18 protein-coding genes are annotated in these 16,987 nt (G+C 61.7%); 8 read left to right on the top strand and 10 right to left on the bottom strand.

What is annotated here, in order from left to right:
• Nucleotides 1–8 precede the first annotated feature (8 nt).
• The 10 genes from HHL26_RS19980 to HHL26_RS19935 all read right to left on the bottom strand — a co-directional run bounded on the left by HHL26_RS19980 (nucleotide 9) and on the right by HHL26_RS19935 (nucleotide 12,436).
• Nucleotides 9–2,825: a bifunctional transaldolase/phosoglucose isomerase gene (locus tag HHL26_RS19980; protein WP_240962529.1), complete on the bottom strand. Its 2,817-nt coding sequence runs from the start codon at nucleotides 2,823–2,825 to the stop codon at nucleotides 9–11.
• The gene (tkt, locus tag HHL26_RS19975) at nucleotides 2,822–4,903 is read right to left on the bottom strand and encodes a transketolase (RefSeq protein WP_169576642.1); all 2,082 of its coding nucleotides are present in this window, start codon (nucleotides 4,901–4,903) and stop codon (nucleotides 2,822–2,824) included. Before tkt ends, HHL26_RS19980 begins: the two co-directional genes overlap by 4 nt.
• Nucleotides 4,904–4,990: 87 nt before the next feature.
• Nucleotides 4,991–5,707 (bottom strand): ribose-5-phosphate isomerase RpiA, encoded by a 717-nt coding sequence (gene rpiA, locus HHL26_RS19970; RefSeq protein WP_169576674.1) that lies wholly within the window; start codon nucleotides 5,705–5,707, stop codon nucleotides 4,991–4,993.
• A gap of 545 nt (nucleotides 5,708–6,252) precedes the next feature.
• Nucleotides 6,253–7,674 carry an efflux transporter outer membrane subunit gene (locus tag HHL26_RS19965; RefSeq protein WP_169576641.1) on the bottom strand — a complete coding sequence of 474 codons (1,422 nt, stop codon included), beginning with the start codon at nucleotides 7,672–7,674 and terminating at the stop codon, nucleotides 6,253–6,255.
• A complete protein-coding gene (locus tag HHL26_RS19960) occupies nucleotides 7,668–8,567 on the bottom strand; it encodes an efflux RND transporter periplasmic adaptor subunit (RefSeq protein WP_066564428.1) in 900 nt (299 codons plus the stop codon). The genes HHL26_RS19965 and HHL26_RS19960 overlap by 7 nt, the downstream gene beginning before the upstream one ends.
• A gap of 2 nt (nucleotides 8,568–8,569) precedes the next feature.
• Entirely contained in the window at nucleotides 8,570–8,794 is a 225-nt protein-coding gene (locus HHL26_RS19955; protein ID WP_066564426.1) for a DUF1656 domain-containing protein, read from the bottom strand.
• Nucleotides 8,791–10,854, bottom strand: a complete 2,064-nt coding sequence (locus HHL26_RS19950; RefSeq protein ID WP_277349427.1) for an FUSC family protein — start codon at nucleotides 10,852–10,854, stop codon at nucleotides 8,791–8,793. Before HHL26_RS19950 ends, HHL26_RS19955 begins: the two co-directional genes overlap by 4 nt.
• Nucleotides 10,855–11,047: 193 nt before the next feature.
• The gene (locus HHL26_RS19945; RefSeq protein WP_169576628.1) at nucleotides 11,048–11,293 is read right to left on the bottom strand and encodes a hypothetical protein; all 246 of its coding nucleotides are present in this window, start codon (nucleotides 11,291–11,293) and stop codon (nucleotides 11,048–11,050) included.
• A 119-nt stretch (nucleotides 11,294–11,412) separates the two neighbouring features.
• Nucleotides 11,413–11,853: a methyl-accepting chemotaxis protein gene (locus tag HHL26_RS19940; RefSeq protein ID WP_169576639.1), complete on the bottom strand. Its 441-nt coding sequence runs from the start codon at nucleotides 11,851–11,853 to the stop codon at nucleotides 11,413–11,415.
• A 151-nt stretch (nucleotides 11,854–12,004) separates the two neighbouring features.
• Nucleotides 12,005–12,436 (bottom strand): Rrf2 family transcriptional regulator, encoded by a 432-nt coding sequence (locus tag HHL26_RS19935; RefSeq protein WP_169576638.1) that lies wholly within the window; start codon nucleotides 12,434–12,436, stop codon nucleotides 12,005–12,007.
• Nucleotides 12,437–12,546: 110 nt separating this feature from the next.
• Between HHL26_RS19935 and HHL26_RS19930 the strand changes: the two genes are divergently transcribed.
• From HHL26_RS19930 to HHL26_RS19895, 8 genes are all read left to right on the top strand, one after another.
• Nucleotides 12,547–12,981, top strand: coding sequence for a group III truncated hemoglobin (locus HHL26_RS19930; protein ID WP_169576637.1), 435 nt, complete (start codon nucleotides 12,547–12,549; stop codon nucleotides 12,979–12,981).
• Entirely contained in the window at nucleotides 12,978–13,253 is a 276-nt protein-coding gene (locus HHL26_RS19925; protein WP_066564414.1) for a DUF1971 domain-containing protein, read from the top strand. Before HHL26_RS19930 ends, HHL26_RS19925 begins: the two co-directional genes overlap by 4 nt.
• Nucleotides 13,254–13,308: 55 nt before the next feature.
• Nucleotides 13,309–14,520, top strand: coding sequence for an NO-inducible flavohemoprotein (gene hmpA / locus HHL26_RS19920; RefSeq protein WP_066564760.1), 1,212 nt, complete (start codon nucleotides 13,309–13,311; stop codon nucleotides 14,518–14,520).
• 10 nt (nucleotides 14,521–14,530) lie between these two features.
• Entirely contained in the window at nucleotides 14,531–14,992 is a 462-nt protein-coding gene (locus tag HHL26_RS19915; RefSeq protein ID WP_169576636.1) for a hypothetical protein, read from the top strand.
• A gap of 124 nt (nucleotides 14,993–15,116) precedes the next feature.
• Nucleotides 15,117–15,398: a WGR domain-containing protein gene (locus HHL26_RS19910; protein ID WP_169576635.1), complete on the top strand. Its 282-nt coding sequence runs from the start codon at nucleotides 15,117–15,119 to the stop codon at nucleotides 15,396–15,398.
• A gap of 163 nt (nucleotides 15,399–15,561) precedes the next feature.
• Nucleotides 15,562–15,732, top strand: coding sequence for a hypothetical protein (locus HHL26_RS19905; protein ID WP_158511799.1), 171 nt, complete (start codon nucleotides 15,562–15,564; stop codon nucleotides 15,730–15,732).
• Between the two features lie 2 nt (nucleotides 15,733–15,734).
• A complete protein-coding gene (locus HHL26_RS19900) occupies nucleotides 15,735–16,082 on the top strand; it encodes a hypothetical protein (RefSeq protein ID WP_169576634.1) in 348 nt (115 codons plus the stop codon).
• A 543-nt stretch (nucleotides 16,083–16,625) separates the two neighbouring features.
• Nucleotides 16,626–16,955, top strand: coding sequence for a cupin domain-containing protein (locus HHL26_RS19895; protein WP_066564400.1), 330 nt, complete (start codon nucleotides 16,626–16,628; stop codon nucleotides 16,953–16,955).
• The last annotated feature ends 32 nt before the right edge of the window (nucleotides 16,956–16,987 follow it).

Genomic DNA, 16,987 nt, shown 5'->3' with positions numbered 1-16,987 from the left:
CCTGTTTTTCAGGCGAGCGCGGCGGCGATAAGCCGGCCGAGTTCGGCAAGCCCTTCCGCCTCCGCGCCGTGGATATGGACACGAAGCCATCGTCGGCCGCGTTCGGCCAGCACCTCGATGTCGCCAAGCGCCTGCGCCAACTGGACCGTGCCGAAGCTGGCGCGATGGTCGGGAATGGCGAGATCGGGATCAGCATCACGGGTGAGGATGAGGAACACACCGCCCGCCGGGCCGCCCTTATAGGCTTGGCCCGTAGAATGGAGAAATCGCGGGCCGAACCCCGCAACCGTCGCAACACGCAGAGCGTCGCGGACCATCACGCGCATCTGGCTCAGCGCCAGTTCATGCGAATCGCTGCGCTCGATATAGGCGAGAAATGCCGCATAGCCGCCGGACCCGAGCGCGTGAAAGTGCGCCTTCAACAGGGTTACGGCGTCTTCGGCCGGCCGATTTGCAAAGAAGCTGAGCGTTCCCGCACGCACGATCGGCGTCTGTGGAGCGACCGAACCCGTCCGTTCATAGGAATCGACCAACGCGCGGGCCTTCACCTTGGCGGCCTCCACATCGGGTTGATCGAACGGATTGATGCCGAGCACAGCCCCGACAACCGCGGTCGCGATCTCCCAGCGGAAAAACTCCTGCCCGATCTGGAGCCGCTCGGTGATCCCGATCCGCACCACGGGCTGCCCCGCCGCTTCCAGCGCCGCAACGCGGCCATCGAGCGCCGCATCCTCGTCGCCTATGAGCCTGAGATGGACGAACAGGCGATCCTGACCATAGGCGTCCGGCGTGCCGATGGGTTCGAGATCCACCGGAATGACGCCGATGCCGTGCTTGCCGGTCGATTCGGCGAGCAACTGCTCGAGCCAGGCACCAAATGGCGTCATTCGCGCGCTTGCCAGGATCGTCAGCTTGTTGCGCCCCGCCTTGGCGGCTTCGCCGATGATGACGCCAAGCCGAATACCGGAATTGACCGCCGGGGGCACGTCACCGCCACAGGAATCCGCCATGACGCAACTCGCCGAGAGCAATGCCGGCACGTCGACGCCGATCGCCGCCGCCGGCACCAGACCGAAGGGCGAAAGCACCGAATAGCGGCCGCCGATCTGCGGATCGCCGGCAAAGATATGCTCGAACCGGGCGGCGCGTGCGCGTTTTTCCAAAGCCGAACCAGGATCGGTGATGGCGACGAAGTGCGGCCCGGCTTCACCCTCGCCAACTGCCCGTTCGACCCGTTCACGGAAGAAACCGCGCAGCAGGTCCGGCTCCATCGTCGTGCCGGATTTGCTGGACACGATGAAAAGGGTTTTCGCCGGATCGATCGCGGCGGCGACCGTCTGGATCTGACCGGGATCGGTTGTGTCGAGCACATGCAACTTGGGATGACCGGTGGCATGGCCCAGCACACGGCTGATTACTTCGGCTCCCAGGCTCGATCCACCCATCCCCAGTAGGACTATGTCGTCGTAGCGGCGCGTCTCGGCGGCGAAGGTAGCCAGCGCGTCCCTATCCACCGCCTCACCGCGACCAGCGCGCAGCCAGCCCAACCAGCGGTTTTCATCGGCCTCCGTCCACAGGGTCGCATCTTCGCTCCATAGCCGCCGCGACCAGTGTTCAGCGCCCGCCCTCTCGAGCGTGGTGTCGACCAAGCCGCGCAGAGGCTCGGGCAAACTCGCTTCAAGCCGATTGATCGTCCCATCGAGCATCTCGCTGCGCGCCCTGGCGATCGCTTCAAAAAGCGCGTCGGCGGCATCGGAGAATTTATCTATGCCATCGACGACCAGGGCAGCGGTGACGCCCGCCATATCGAGCCCCAAACGGTCGGCCTCCGCGAGGATCACGCGCGCATCATCAATGTCCGTGGTCAGCGATTGGCTTGTCACGCCATGATCGAGAAAGGCCGCGATCGTATTGGGCGGCATCGTGTTGATCGTATCACGCCCGATCAGGCGCTCCACATAGAGCACGTCGCTAAAACTTGGGTCCTTCGTCCCAGTCGATGCCCAGAGCAGCCGTTGCGGCCGCGCGCCCTTTTTGGCGAGCCCCTGCCAGCGCGTGCTCGCCATCAGCTCCAGATAATATTGGTAGGCCAGCTGAGCGTTGGCAATCGCGACCTTGCCGCGCAATGCGGCAAGCGCGTTGGCCTCGGCGTCACCCGCCTTCCTTCGCGCATCGATCGTCGCGTCGATCCTGGTGTCGATCCGGCTAACGAAGAAGCTCGCTACCGAGGATATACCGGTGATGTCGTCGCCCCTTGCGACCCGGTCCTCGAGGCCGGCGATGAACGCCTCGGCCACCGCGGCATACATGTCGCGCGCGAACAGCAAGGTGATATTGACGTTGATCCCTGCGGCAGTGAGCGCCCGGATCGCCGGCACCCCTTCGCGGCTGCCCGGGACCTTCACCATCAGATTGGGCCGATCGATGGCGGCCCAGAGACGGCGGGCCTCGTCGATGGTCCCTTGCGTCGAGTGCGCGAGGAACGGCGAAACTTCGATGCTGGCAAAGCCGTCGGCACCGTTCAGACGGTCGTAAACCGGCCGCAGGGCGTCGGCGGCGGCCTGGATGTCGGTGATTGCGAGATGCTCGTAGATCTGGCTGATCGTCGCACCGCCGTCGTCGAGAACCGCGGCGATCTCCTCGTCATAGTCACGGCCGTGGCCGATCGCCTTTTCGAAGATGGACGGATTGGACGTAAGGCCGGTCACCCCGTCCTCTTCGATCAAGCGCGTGAGACCGCCTCCGGCGAGCAAGCGCCGGTCCAGAAAATCCAGCCAGACCGCTTGACCCTCCGCTTCGAGGCTGCGCAACCGATTGGTCATCATCTTTCCTCCGCGGACAACACGCTCCGGGCCACCGCGACGACATGATCGATGGTGAAGCCGAATTTTTCCCGCAGCCTGGCGTACGGCGCCGATGCGCCGAAACTGGCCATCGTCACGGTTGCGCCGCCGGGACCGACATAGCGGTCCCATCCCAGCGCGCAGGCCTGCTCCACCGCGACGCGGGCGCGCACCGCCGGCGGCAACACGGTATCGCGGTAGCGACGCGGCTGCTTCTCGAACAAGGCCCAGCAAGGCATCGAGACAACGCGCGAACGGACACCTTGCGCCATAAGGCGTTCATGCGCGCCAAGCGCCAGCGCGACCTCGCTGCCGGTGGCAAGCAGCAACAGTTCCGGATCGCCCCCATCTATGTCCGCCAGCACATAGGCGCCATGGGCAAGGCCATCGGCGGCCGCATAACGGTCCCGGTCGATGATCGGCAGCTTCTGCCGCGACAATATGAGGCAGCTCGGCGCTTGGCTCTGTCCCATGGCGACCCGCCAGGCTTCCACGGTCTCATTGGCGTCTGCAGGGCGGATGACATTGAGACCGGGAACGGCGCGGAGCGCGGCCAGATGCTCGATCGGTTGATGCGTCGGCCCGTCCTCACCAACCCCGATCGAATCGTGACTGAAGACGAAGATCGTGGGCAGTTCCATCATCGCCGCAAGGCGGATGGGCGGACGCATATAATCGCTGAATACGAGGAAGGTCGCTGTGAATGGCCGGAGATTCGAGAGCGCCATGCCGTTGGCGATCGCGCCCATCGCATGCTCGCGGACGCCGAAATGCATATTCCGCCCGCCCTGGCTCTCTGCGCCGAGATCGCCCGCGCCATCAAAGGTGAGCCGGGTCTTGGTCGAAGGCGCCAGGTCAGCCGCGCCCCCCACCAGCGCCGGCACATGCTGCGCGATCACGTTAAGCGCCTTTCCCCCGGCGTCGCGCGTCGCGATCCCAGTAGCGTCAGTCGCGAATTGCGGCACGTCGCTCTCCCAGCCTTCAGGCAAGGTGCCGCGCAGCATCGCCTCAAGCTGTTGGGCAAGTTCGGGATACTGCTTGTGATACTGACGCTGCATCTCCTCCCAGGCTTCGCGCCGCGGTCGTGAACGGTCGGCGAGGCTGGCGCGGACATGATCCGCGACCCCAGGCGGAACGAGGAACTGCGCGTCCTCGGGCCAACCATAGGCCCGCTTGGTTTGCCGGACCGCGTCCGACCCGAGCGGATCGCTATGCGCCTTAGCCGTGCCGGCGATCGGCGAACCCCAGCCTATGATGCTATCGACGACGATAAGCGTCGGTGCGTCCTTGCTTTCCCGGAACGCCGCCAGTGCCCGCGCGATCGTGTCGGTGTCATTCGCGTCATCGACGTGTAGGACATTCCAGCCATAGGCTCGAAACCGTGTCGTCACATCCTCGCTGAAGGCAAGGTGGGTATCGCCTTCGATGGTGATGCGGTTGCTGTCGTAGATCCAGCACAGGTGCGACAACTTGAGATGGCCGGCGAGCGATGCCGCTTCGCTCGCCACGCCCTCCATCATGTCGCCATCGCTACACAGCACATAGACGTCATGGTCGAACAGCGTGGCGTCGTCGCGATTGAAATGGGCCGCCAGCCAGCGTTCGGCGATCGCCATGCCGACGGAATTGCCGCACCCCTGTCCGAGCGGGCCGGTGGTCACTTCCACGCCCGTCGTCACCCCATATTCCGGATGACCGGGCGTCTTGGAGGATAATTGCCGAAACTGCCTGATGTCATCGAGGCTGACCGCCGGCTGTCCGGTCGGCCTGCCTTGCGCATCGATCTCCACTATCCCGGCGAGGTGGATAAATGCGTAGAGCAGCAGCGACGCATGACCATCCGAAAGCACGAAGCGATCGCGGTTTGGCCAGTCCGGCCGATCGGGATCATAGCGAAGGAAACGGCTCCACAGCGTATAGGCCAGCGGTGCCATGGCCATCGGGGTTCCCGGATGACCCGACGACGCTTTCTCGACAGCGTCGATCGCGAGTGTTCGCACCGTATTGATGGCCAGCGCGTCAAGGGTGCGAACGGCGTGCTCTTGGAGCTCAGTCGTCATATCCTCTCTCCAAAGCGCCAATCGCGGAACCGGAGCCCGAACAATCCGGCGGGGGCGGCCCCCCGCGAACTGTTGACCCGTTCCATGTCATAGGATCACACCCTGCGCGGCGCGGATCAGGTGCGCGACACCGTCTCGTCGGCCGACAAAGGCGGCATCGATCTCATCGAGGAAAAGACCGTGACCCAGCACACCGGGGATTGCAGACAAGTCTGACGCCAGACCTTCAGGATCGGCGAGCGCGCCGAAACCGCAATCGAGCACGATATTATTCTGGTCGGTGCGGTACGGAACATTGCCCGCCATCCGCATGCTGACACTTGCGCCCAACGCCTCGACACGATGCGCGACGAAGGTGGCCGCGAACGGCAACGTCTCAACCGGGAGAACACCGCGTCCGAGGGTCACGACTTCCTTGCTCGCATCGATGATGGCGACCATGTGCGCAGCCGCCGCCGCGACGATCTTCTCGCGCAGCATTGCACCACCATGGCCCTTGATCGCACGCAACTGCACATCGAGTTCGTCGGCGCCGTCGATTGCGAGATCGACACTCGCGAGGCTATTGAAGGGTCGGATCGGCAAGCCCGCTGCGGCGGCCTGACGCACTGTGGCATGCGATGTGGCGACAATCTCTATTCGCAAGCCGGCCGTGACGCGCCTCCCCAAACCGGCGATAAGGAAGGAGACCGTCGTTCCCGTGCCTAGGCCCACGAGCATACCATCCTCGACCCGCGCGATCGCGGCATCTGCGGCGGCGCGTTTGAGCGCCGCGATAGTCCCGGGGTCATGGAGACATTCCATCATGTCGACTGCTCCTGATGGCGCAGTTGACATCCAAGTCGTCTGTCTTGCTAAGAAGCCAGTGCGCCTAATATTGGTCCCGCGTTCGTGTGCGAACACGCATGCAGTGAGCACCCCGATCATCGATGCGATGGAAACGCCGACCGGATCGCTCCAAATTTCAAGACCAAGGTAAGAGCTGCAAGCGCCTACACAACTTCATTATTTGCGGCTTATCCAACAGAAATCTTGCATTTAACTGCCCGAATCCCAATTGATATCGCAGTATCGTGAGCGCTCGTGAATGGTCTCCCGGCGACAATTGAATGTCGCCGGGAGTGGTCAGCCGCGCAAGGGAGCGGGGCTTCGCGCAGGCCTATAGCGCATCATGGGCCTCACGCACGCCCGCCATGGTCGCAAGACGCCAAAGCGCACAATCAGTGGGATAAATAGCCGTCTATGCTCCCTGAGGCAGCGTCCAGAATCGGTCCTATTCGCCAGACTATCGGCCACCGGATCAAGATACCCTTCCACCCGATGCATAGGTAAGCGCGTTCCGAGCCGGATCAGTGGGAAGCCGGTGCCGCCCACCCGCCACCCAGCGCCAGAAAGAGCGCAATCTGATCCTCGTTCATGGCGGCTTTCGCCTCGGCCACGGCTTGTTGCGCCGCGATAAAATCGCGTTCGGCTTCGAGCGCAGGAAGCTCATCAATCTTACCGCCCCGCCGCAGCTGCGCGGTACGCTGCGCCGCCCGGGCCGCTTCATCGCGCGACCGCTCGAGATTTTCCAATTGATCGATACCCGCGGCGTAAGATGTGAGCGATGATTCAACCTCGCGCAGCGCTTTGATGACCACGCCATCAAATGCCGCCAGATCAGCCCGGCTTTGCGCTTTTGCCGCCTCGATGTTGCCACGCACCGCATGACGGTTGATCGTCCAGCTGATCAACGGTCCCAACCCGAAACGGTTGGTCACGGGCGAGAGAAAATCAGCCGTTGCCCCAGTCGACCCGATCGACGCTCCCAATTTGATGTCCGGATAGAGATCGGCCGTCGCCACGCCGATCCGCGCCGTCGAGGCGGCCAGGCGACGTTCGGCTATTCGGATGTCAGGGCGCCGCCGCAACAGCCCCTGACCGTCTCCTACGGGCAGGATCTGGGTCATTTGCAGCGCATGATGGCAGTTTAGAAGCGCGAGATCAGCCTCGCTCGGCGTGCGTCCCAACAGCGCCGTCATCCGGAACAGCGCGTTGCGCTGCCGGGCGGCGAGACGCGGAAGGCGGGATCTGGTCAAATCCAACGCCGCTTGCCGCCGATCGAGCTCATAAGGGGCGACGCGGCCATGGCTGATGAGGATGCGGGTCAGAGCGACGCTCTTGGCCTGAAGCGCGACGACGCTGTTGAGCAGATCGATCTGGGATCCGCTGTTGCAAATCTCAGCATAGGCCCGCGTCGCTTCGGCGGCGACGTTGACCCGCACGAGGTCGCGGGCCGCTGCCGCCGCCTCGCTATCGGCGCTCGCCGCCTCGATCCCGCGCCTCAGACCGCCGAAGAGATCAAGATCATAGCTGACACCGATACCGGCATTGTAAATCTGGCGCGTCGGCGGTTGAACATGCTGCAGTTCCGCCTCTGCGGATCGCTGCGCATAGCTCGTGTCCGCGCTGACGCTGCCTTGCAATTCGCGGCTTGCGCCGCGCGCATCGAGAAGAGCGAGGCTGCGCTGGAGATTGGCTTCGGCAACCCGCAAATCGGTGTTCGCCTCGAGCGCCTGAACGACGAGCGCGTCGAGTGCGGGATCATTATAGAGCGTCCACCACCGCTCAGGCAGCGGTTCGGCGTTCGCAACGGCCTTACCCGACAGGAAATCCCCTTGCGCACCCGATTGGCTGATCATCGCACCCTCGGGCACATGATAATCCGGTCCCACCACCGCACAGCCCGTGAGCAGCGTGATCGAGAGAAACGAAAGTGCACACTTCACCACGGCAAGCTCCTGTGGATCTCGCGCCCATCCTTGCGGGGATGCACGATCACCGTGACCGTCTGTCCCGGGATCATCCGGACGTTCCTGGGAATCTTGTCGATCGCGATCCGGACGGGAATGCGCTGCGCGAGACGAACCCAGGTGAAGGACGGGTTCACATTGGCGAGCTGCCCATCGGCACCGGCCCGTTCGCGATCCTCGACACCGCCCGCGATACTCTGCACATGGCCCTCGACCTCATCGGCGATGCCCATCAGATAGACACTCGCGCGATCGCCGACCCGAATGTCGGGCAGCTTGGTTTCCTCGAAATACCCTTCGACGCGGAGGGAGGCATCGTAAACGAGCGCGAAGGCGGGCTTGCCCGCCGTCAGATAGACGCCCGGCTGCAGCGTCATATTTGACGCCGTACCACCGACAGGCGCCCTGACCAATGTCCGCTCAAGGTTGAACTGGGCCAGATCCCGCGCGGCAACGGCCTGGCCGATGCTTGCGCGTAACGTCTCGACCCGCGCCCGCCCCTGCTCGATCACTTCGGTCGCGATCACCTCGGGCATGGCGCGGTTACGCCGGTCCTCCCGGATGGCCTGCGCCAGGGCGACCTTTTGGCTCGCGACATTCGCCTCGGCCTGCTCCAGCGCGAGCCGATATCGAGGCTGATCAATCGTGAAGAGCACATCGCCCTTCTTCACAACCTGATTGTCGTGGACGCGGACTTCGGTAACGAGCCCGCTGACGTCGGCTGCGATCGGCACCATATCAGCCCGGACCTTGCCGTCGCGGGTGACGGGCGCGACCTGATAGCGCAACCACAACGCATAGATCCCGCCAAGCGTAGCCAGGATGACGAGGAGTGTCGTGATCGAACGCACGAGATTTTGTTTATGCAGCATGATCAAGAGATGAGCCAGGAATAGAGGAACATGTCGGCAAGGACGCTCAGCCCCCACCACAAGAGAACGAAGCAGGCGAGCTCGAGCAGGCTGGGATGCCACAGCGCGCGGTAGACAGGCAGACGCTGGAGAGGCGCGCGGACCAGATAGATCAGGACAGCCGCTAGCACCCCCCATAATAGCGCGGCGGGAATATAGACGCCGAGAATATTGATCTCTTCGATCATGGCATCGCTCCGCTCGGCTTCCCGGCGGATGGGAACAGATTGCAGCGCATGCCGACCAGTGCCCGCACCGCCTGCCGCCGATGTTCGTCGCCCGGGAGTGCGACTAACGCGTGCAGGGCGGAATCCATCGCGGCGAGCAAGGCAGGCGGCGGAGCATCGGGAGCACCGTTCCGCCAGCGGGTCGCATAGAAGGCGCTCAGCCCCGACAAGACAGCGCCTAGGCCATGGCGAACGTCATGGGGGACGTGGGGCAAGGATCGCCGCAACGGGATGATATTGCGGCCAATGCGCAGGTCGGAAAGCCCATCGGCCGCATGCAGGGCGTCGCTCGGTGACGCGATGGCCATCCGTGCGGCCACCTGCCCCAAACGGTCGACCGCCATGGCCGTCCAACGCTGCGGCACGAATGGCGTGCGAATGTCCGCCAGGCGAGACAGTTCGCCCCAATTGCTCCGCAGAATGCGCCGCGCCGTCCACAACACATTGGCCGAGCGAAACAATTTAGTGACCGCGAGCGCCGCGACGATCCCGCCGATCTGCGCCAGCCCGGTGTTGATGAACGCTGCGAAATCGGCCTGGAATCGCGCGAGAAAACCCATGGCCACGATGAAGCAGGAGAACATCGGCAGCGCCTCCGGCGACCGCTTGGGATCGGCCTGAATATAGCCCATCCACAACAGCGCCGGCGCGAGCGTGATGATCAGTATCTCATAACCGTCCACCCGCGGGAGGACGACAAAGAGGTACAGCGCCGCGAGCGGGAATGTCTTGAGGGTGGCTGTAAGATAGCGCCCGATCACCGGAGCCGGATCATCCTGTGCTGCAAAGGAGCAGGTAATCAATGCGGCAAAGGCCGCAGTCGCCGATCCGTTAGGCCAGGCCAGCAGGATCCAGACCGCGCAATAGAGCATGATCGCAACCGTCGTCGCGAGACCTGCCAAGGCGGCGACACCGTGATCGCGCGCCAGCGCGAAACGCTCGACAACCTCATTCTTGAAATTCGGGCGCCCCGGCGAGCCAATGCGGTTCACCAGTCGGCGACTGGCTGCGAGCGCCGTAAGAAAATCCGCCATGCGGATGCACGCGCTCGCGGTGAGCAACGACGCCCAGTCCGCCTTCGCCTCCATCTCCTGCGCGAACGTCTCGCACTGCCTGACGAGTTGTCCCGCACGTTCCGGTCTGGCGTCCTCATCCGCCAGCCAGTCCGACACCTCGCCCACCAACGCCGACAGGTCGGGTCGCAGGGGTGCCATTGCGCGCAATTGATCCAGGCGGTTGGCGGCAGCCGATGCGAAGGGCAGCACATTGGCGAGGTGCTGCTGCAAGGCCATGACTCGGCGCCGGGTCGCCGGCGCCCAGCGCTGGTCAAACGGGAGATGAATGGCGATCATGCCCAATTCGGTGACGTCAGCTGCCAGCATCCGCCGATGCTCATATTCAAGCCTGGTGTGCTCACTGCCCAGTGCCTCGACGGTCCAGCGCCGCGCATGCGTCAAGAAGGATAGCGCCCGCGCCCGGATGACCGGTGTCGCGCTCCACGGCTGCAACAGGGCATGAACGGCCGTCACCGACAGGATCGCGACGGTCATCTCCTGGACCCGGGCAATGGTGGTGTCGAAGATGTTCGCGGGATCGTCGAGATAGGGAAAGCTGATAACGGCCGCGCTAAACGCCGCCATCTGGAACAAAAAGGCGCGCGGTGTCCGGTCGAGTACCGCAAGATAGATGCACAGGCCCGCCCAGGAAGCGAGGCAAAGCACGAGCAGTTCGGGAGAATTCTGGAGATTCGGCACCAACAGGATCGTCATGCCCGCGCCGATCAGGATCCCGCCGAGCCGATACAACACCTTCGGCCGGAAAGCGCCCGCCATTGGTTGCGCTGTCACATAGACCGTCAGCAGCGCCCACCAGGGGCGCGGGAGGCTGGCCGAAAATGCGATAGCCAAGGTAATCGATGCAGCGATCAAGCTGCTCATCGAAAAGAGCAGCCTCTGCGGATCAACATGGATATTGGGTAATGGCAGGCGTATTCCGCCTGCAAGCGAACTCGGCATACTCATCAACCGTGACAATGGGTAATTGTCACGATCAGTCTAAGACCGTGGTCATCACCTCCCTATGGTGCGGCCCTATTACCCGAGCTTTTTGCCCTTCTCGTAGATCAAAATATTGATGGTAAGGCGCAAATATTCTGTTGGAAAGTTCGCGGGCGCGACCGCGCCTCCATCAGGGCCCTCGGTGCGCGGCCGCGTCTTATTGGCACCGTTTGTCCTTGGGGGCAGGCTGGTCGTCCGAGCGATCCTGCCCCTTGCCAGAGAGACAGAATGCCGCCACCGGCACCGCGACGAAGACCAGCAGAATGAGCATCTCCTCGCTCAAAATGCGGGACTTCTGCAGGGCAACGAGGCCCGCGGTGCCGGCCGCCATCGCAAGCGTCCATAAAACCCCGGACCATGAAAACGGGCTGCCCAGCGCTCGTTTCTTCGGCACCTGCCCCATGCGTAAGGCGTCCTCTCCTATCGGGCAGGCCCCGGACCAGATTCTCCTCGACTGGAGTTTGAGCGTGGGCAAGATGACCCGCTCAGGCAAATGAATAGTTTTGCGGTTTAACTCCAAAATTATTGGTCGTCGGTACCTGCGGTCATCGTCGATTCGACGATCTTGCCGACTAGAGTCACCCCGCGCTCGACAGCGGCACTGAGCGCCGCGATAGCAGCGTCATTGTCGGCTATCGCGGCAACAGCCTCGGCCAGGCTGGAGTCTATTTCCGCCGCACCTTGTTCGGCCTGCGCCGCAAGCGATTTCATCTCTACCGCCACAATCCCAAAGCCGCGCCCCTCATTACCCGCGCGGGCGGCCTCGATCGAGGCGTTGAGGGCGAGGAGTTTGGATTGACCCGCGACGGCGCGGATAATGCTGCTGATCCGCGCTATGGCATCGAGCTTCTGATGCAATACGCTCGTGGTCCTATTGGTGCGCTGCGTCGCATCCGCAACATCTGAAGCGACGTCGTCCAGGGCTGGGATCAGGCGTGCTGTTGCATCGATCGATTCGGTCATCGGCTCATTTCATCATTGGAAATTTCAGCGTCGAGGGAGAGCAACAGTTGGTTGTGAATGACCGATGAGTTTAAGTTCGAACGTTGCAATTGTCCTCAAAGGCTCCATCCCCAAGCCTCGGACAGGCAAACCCCAGCTTGGCAGAGAAAGATCAGGATTTCACTTCGAGCTTCCCGAAAATCTGATCAAAATCGCGAGGGCTGGCAACGAGATCGACCAACGTATAGCGGTCGAGCACCGAAAGGAATGCGCGAAGTGCCTCTTTGAGGATGCCGGTCAACCGGCACGCCGGCGCGACGATGCATCCGTCACAGTCGACCAGATCAAAGCCTCCTTCCGTATGTCGGACGAGCGAGCCGATGTTGATCTCGGCGGGGCGCTTACCGAGACGGATACCGCCACTGCGCCCCCTGAGGCTATCGATATAGCCCGAACGAGCCAAATCGTTGACCACCTTCATCAGGTGGTTCTGTGAAATCCCATAAGCCCGGGCGACTTCCGCAATCGAGCACAGGCGATCCGGTCGCGCCGCGAGATAGAGCAGCACGCGCATCGAATAATCAGTGAACAGCGTCAGCTTCATGCTCGTTCCTGTCGGGCCTTCACCGACCCGATGATTTTATATGCATTTCTGTTGCATCTTTCAAACGCTCATCATAGATGTATTCGCAATGCATGATTGAAGGATGAGTCGTGAACGGTCCCTCAGCGATCAATGAGAGCAGTCTCGCGCATTTGGTGAACGCCTTTTACGCTCGCGTCCGGGCAGACGTCGAGTTGGGACCGATCTTCAACGACGCAGTGCATGATTGGCCCGAACATCTAGAGAAGCTGGCCCATTTCTGGTCATCGGTGATGCTGACGACCGGACGCTATAAGGGTCAACCTGTCCCGGCACATCTTAAGCACAAAGATCGGATCACCCCGGCCCTCTTCGATCGCTGGCTGGATCTTTGGCAGCAGACCACTGACGAACTGATGGAACCTGCAGCCGCGGTCGCGCTCCAATCAAAGGCAGCACGCATCGCGGAGAGCCTCCAGCTCGCAATATTCTTCAAGCTCGGTCCCGCGCCCCAAAGCCGGGCCGGCCGCGCCATCGACCAAGACCACAGAGGTACAGTTTCGTGAGTGAAAGCCGTCCCTATCGATCCACACCGATCTTTGATGAGCACACGCTCCCGGCAGCCTTGCGCGCGCGGCATGACACCAAGGCGGGCGTGTGGGGTCTGATCCGGGTCATCGAAGGAGCGCTCACGCTCACCTATGTCGATCCGTCTTCGGAAATCGTGCTGACGCCGGACAGGCCAGGGCTCGTCCTTCCGCAACAGCCGCATTTCGTAACCCCGCTCGGGCAGATGAAGATGCAGGTCGATTTCTACGATCATCGCCCAGACGTCTGATCGTCGATCCTCGGATTGCACCACCGTTTTTTAACCTCAAAGTCAGGAGAATATGATGTCGCAACCTCTCAGCGAACAGACGATCGCGCTCGTCAAGGCGACCGTTCCCGCACTGGAAGCCCATGGCCTGGATATCGTCAATGAGATGTATGCCCGCATGTTTCAGAACCCAGAGATCCGCGATCTGTTCAACCAGTCGCACCATGGCGATGCTGGGTCGCAGCCGCGGGCGTTGACGGGTGCGATCCTCGCTTACGCTAGCAACATCGAAAATCTTGGCGCGCTGGCACCGGCTGTCGAGAGGATCGCACAAAAGCATGTCGGTCTCCAGATCCTGCCCGAGCACTATCCGCATGTCGCAGAGGCGCTCCTCGGGGCCATCAAGGCGGTGCTCGGCGATGCTGCGACCGACGAAATCCTGGCGGCCTGGGGCGAGGCCTATTGGTTCCTCGCCAATATCCTCATCGCGCGCGAAGGCCGCATCTATGGCGAACAGAAGGGCGCGAGCGGAGGCTGGAATGGCTGGCGCGACTTCCGCGTCGACGCTGTGGTTCGCGAGAGCAGCGTGATCAACTCGTACATCCTGCGTCCGGTCGATGGCCAACCGGTGATGGGCTATAAGCCCGGGCAATATTTGACATTCTGGCTGGAGATCCCCGGCCACCCGCCGGTCAAGCGGAACTACTCGATTTCGGCTGCGCCCAACGGCGAGACCTATCGCATTTCGGTCAAGCGCGAAGAGCTTGGTCTGGCTTCAGGATGGATCCACCGGGACGTCAAAGTGGGCACAGTCCTGAAGGTGGCCGCCCCGGCTGGCGAATTCTTTCTCGACGATCATGACGAACGACCCGTCGTGCTGCTCTCGGGAGGTGTCGGCCTCACGCCGATGGTCGCTATGCTCGAAGCCCTCGCCAACGAGGATGCCGGCATCCCTGTTCAGTATATCCACGGCACCCACGACAAGCTGACGCACGCGATGCGGGATCATGTGCGCACGCTAGCGACCGGCGCCAAGGCGATCCAGGTGATCGACTTCCACCAGACACCGCTCGCCGACGAGGTTGCGGGCCGCGACTATGACGTCGCCGGAATCATTTCCGACGAGTGGCTGGTCGCCAACACGTCGGTTGCCGACGCCCATTATTATATTTGCGGGCCGCGACCGTTTCTGCGCCACGCGGTCTCGACCCTGTCGCTGGCGGGTGTGCCGTCCGATCGCATCCACTATGAGTTCTTCGGCCCTGCCGACGAATTACTGGCGGCCTGACGCTAGCGCGATGGGCGACGCACTGGCACGCGCACTGCACGTCCTCTCGATCGTTGTTTGGATCGGAGGGGTCGCGTTCGTCACGCTTGTGGTGATGCCGTCCACCCGTCGCGGCTATCCACCCGCCGAGAGATTGGCAGTGTTCCGGCGCTTTGAGGAGCATTTCGCCCCTCAAGCCCGGATCTGGGTTCTGATCGCCGGGGCGAGCGGTCTGTGGATGGTCTATCGTAGCCAGATGTGGGGTCGCTTTGTCGATCCCCGCTTCTGGTGGATGCACGCCATGGTATGTCTATGGGCGATTTTCGCGCTCATGCTCTTCGTCATCGAGCCTCTGGCGCACCATCATCGCACCGCTGGCGCGGTCCATCCCACCCGCGATTTCGTGCGGATGGAGAGACTGCACCGGATCGTCCTTCTCCTCTCGGTCGCGACGATCATGGGTGCTGCAGCCGGCAGTCATGGTCTCCTCTGAGCGAAGCGACATCGTCGGCGAACATGAGAATGCCTCATGCTAGCTTCAAAATCTGAATCAGTGCGACAAAACTGATTCAGCTTATCAATTGGACGGGCCGCAATCCCATTGGCACGTTCCTCCCATGTTCGAGCCGCCAACCCAACTCGTCGATTGGTGCTGTGCCCTTGAGGCGGTCGATGCCGAGCGCAACATAGCACGGGCGTATCATATATACGCGTCACAGGATCTATTTGGGCATGTCATCGTCGCGCTCCGTTGGGGACGCATCGGCCGCACGCATTCGAGCATCACTGTTTCCTTCTCCAACGAGGTAGCGGCGCGAAAATTCATCGAGCATACATTGGGAAAACGCGCGAGCGCGCCGCGCCGGATCGGAATCGCCTACAATCTGGTGAACGACTAGCTGATTGCGACCCGGATGAGCGATCTGTGCGCACTCCATTCTTGGTTATGCAGCCAATATGGATCTAATTCAGACATGTTGATGCCAGCCTGCTACGATTATAGCTACAAGCGCGAAGGTAGACGGCAGGCAATATGCAAAAGCAAAGGGACGCGGAGAAGCCTTGTCGCTGATGAAGAAGGCGTTGGCTCTTCTTGACCAGGTTAACGAACGCGGCACCGTTGCGGTCCATCTACAAAGCGCGATCGATGCCATCGATGACAAGACCGTCGAGGAACGGCAGGCCGATGCAGCCGCGCTTAGGGAACGACTATTCCCTTCGCTAAAGGATTAAAGATGGGAATGGCCAAGCCTGAGAGAATGCCAATCGAAATCATTGATGTTGCTCATGACACCGTCGTGCTCGGCAATCGTGCAATGCACTGGTCCGAACCATGGAGCGCCGTCCGTCAGGTTTCGGTCGCATGCCTGCCTTATAGCGCTTCAACGATTTTTATCGTCATGTTGACCATCGATTCCGTGGATGGCGAGCGGACGATCATGATCAGCGAGAAACATGAGAACTGGCAGCAGGTCCTTGATGCATTGCCTCGCACACTACCGGGCATCGAGGCTTTCGAGATCTGGAGCCGACGACCGGACATCGGTTCGCGGGCGGTCATCGTCTACAAACATGAGAGGTAGCGCATGACGCATTGGTTCCGCGCATTCCGAATTCGAGGGTTGCTCCGCTGATGAGACGCCTACCGCGACCGAAAAACGTTTCACTGCGGGTCGGACGCGCATGGGCGCCGAGTCCACCATCGCCGCTACCCGCGCGGATTCTGAGACCTGAGCCACAGGTCAGTCCGAAGCCATAGAAACGCTGTCGCGCAACACAATAACTGATCGCCGAAATAGGTCTCCACGAACAGCGGCACGACGAACAGGCGTCAATCCCTGGCGCTGTCAGAAGCAATGCGTCCGTAGCAGCGCACAAAATCGGATCATGGCGCACGAGGTGAACCGAGCGGCAAATAATCTGCCAACATCATACAAAATAGGAGTGTCGATTAATCGACCGCGATACACGGCCGAACCTGCCTTTGAGACACGACAAACGGTCGAGATTGGCCGCGGCGCCCAGTATTGAACAATAATCGTTATGGCTGACCCAACCAATGTTTTGGTTGATTCAATATCCTCGATGAGCCAAATTTCTGAAAAGACGGTGAAAGGATGCGGCCTATGGCACAGCGCCACGCCCAGGCAGGTGAGATCGTGGACTTGCGGCCATTCGGCAAAGATTTTCCGAGCCAGCAAACGACCGCAATCGTCAAGACAAAGAGCTTCGAGGCGATCCGTCTTGTCATCCCTTCCGGCAGGGAAATACCAGCGCACGAAGTCACCGGGGACATCACGCTCCATTGTCTGGAAGGCCGGATCACGCTTGGTATCGCTGACACCGAATGCGAGCTTTCCGCCGGCGACTGGATTTACCTGGATGGCGGCGCAAGCCACCGGCTGAGAGGCATTGAGGACGCATCCTTGTTGCTGACGATCCTGTTCGCACAGTGAACCGAGCCAACTGAGCACACGGCAGGGAGGGC

This window comes from Sphingobium sp. TB-6 (genome assembly GCF_012927365.1).
GTDB lineage: Bacteria > Pseudomonadota > Alphaproteobacteria > Sphingomonadales > Sphingomonadaceae > Sphingobium.
This window is presented reverse-complemented; position numbering and strand designations above follow the sequence as displayed.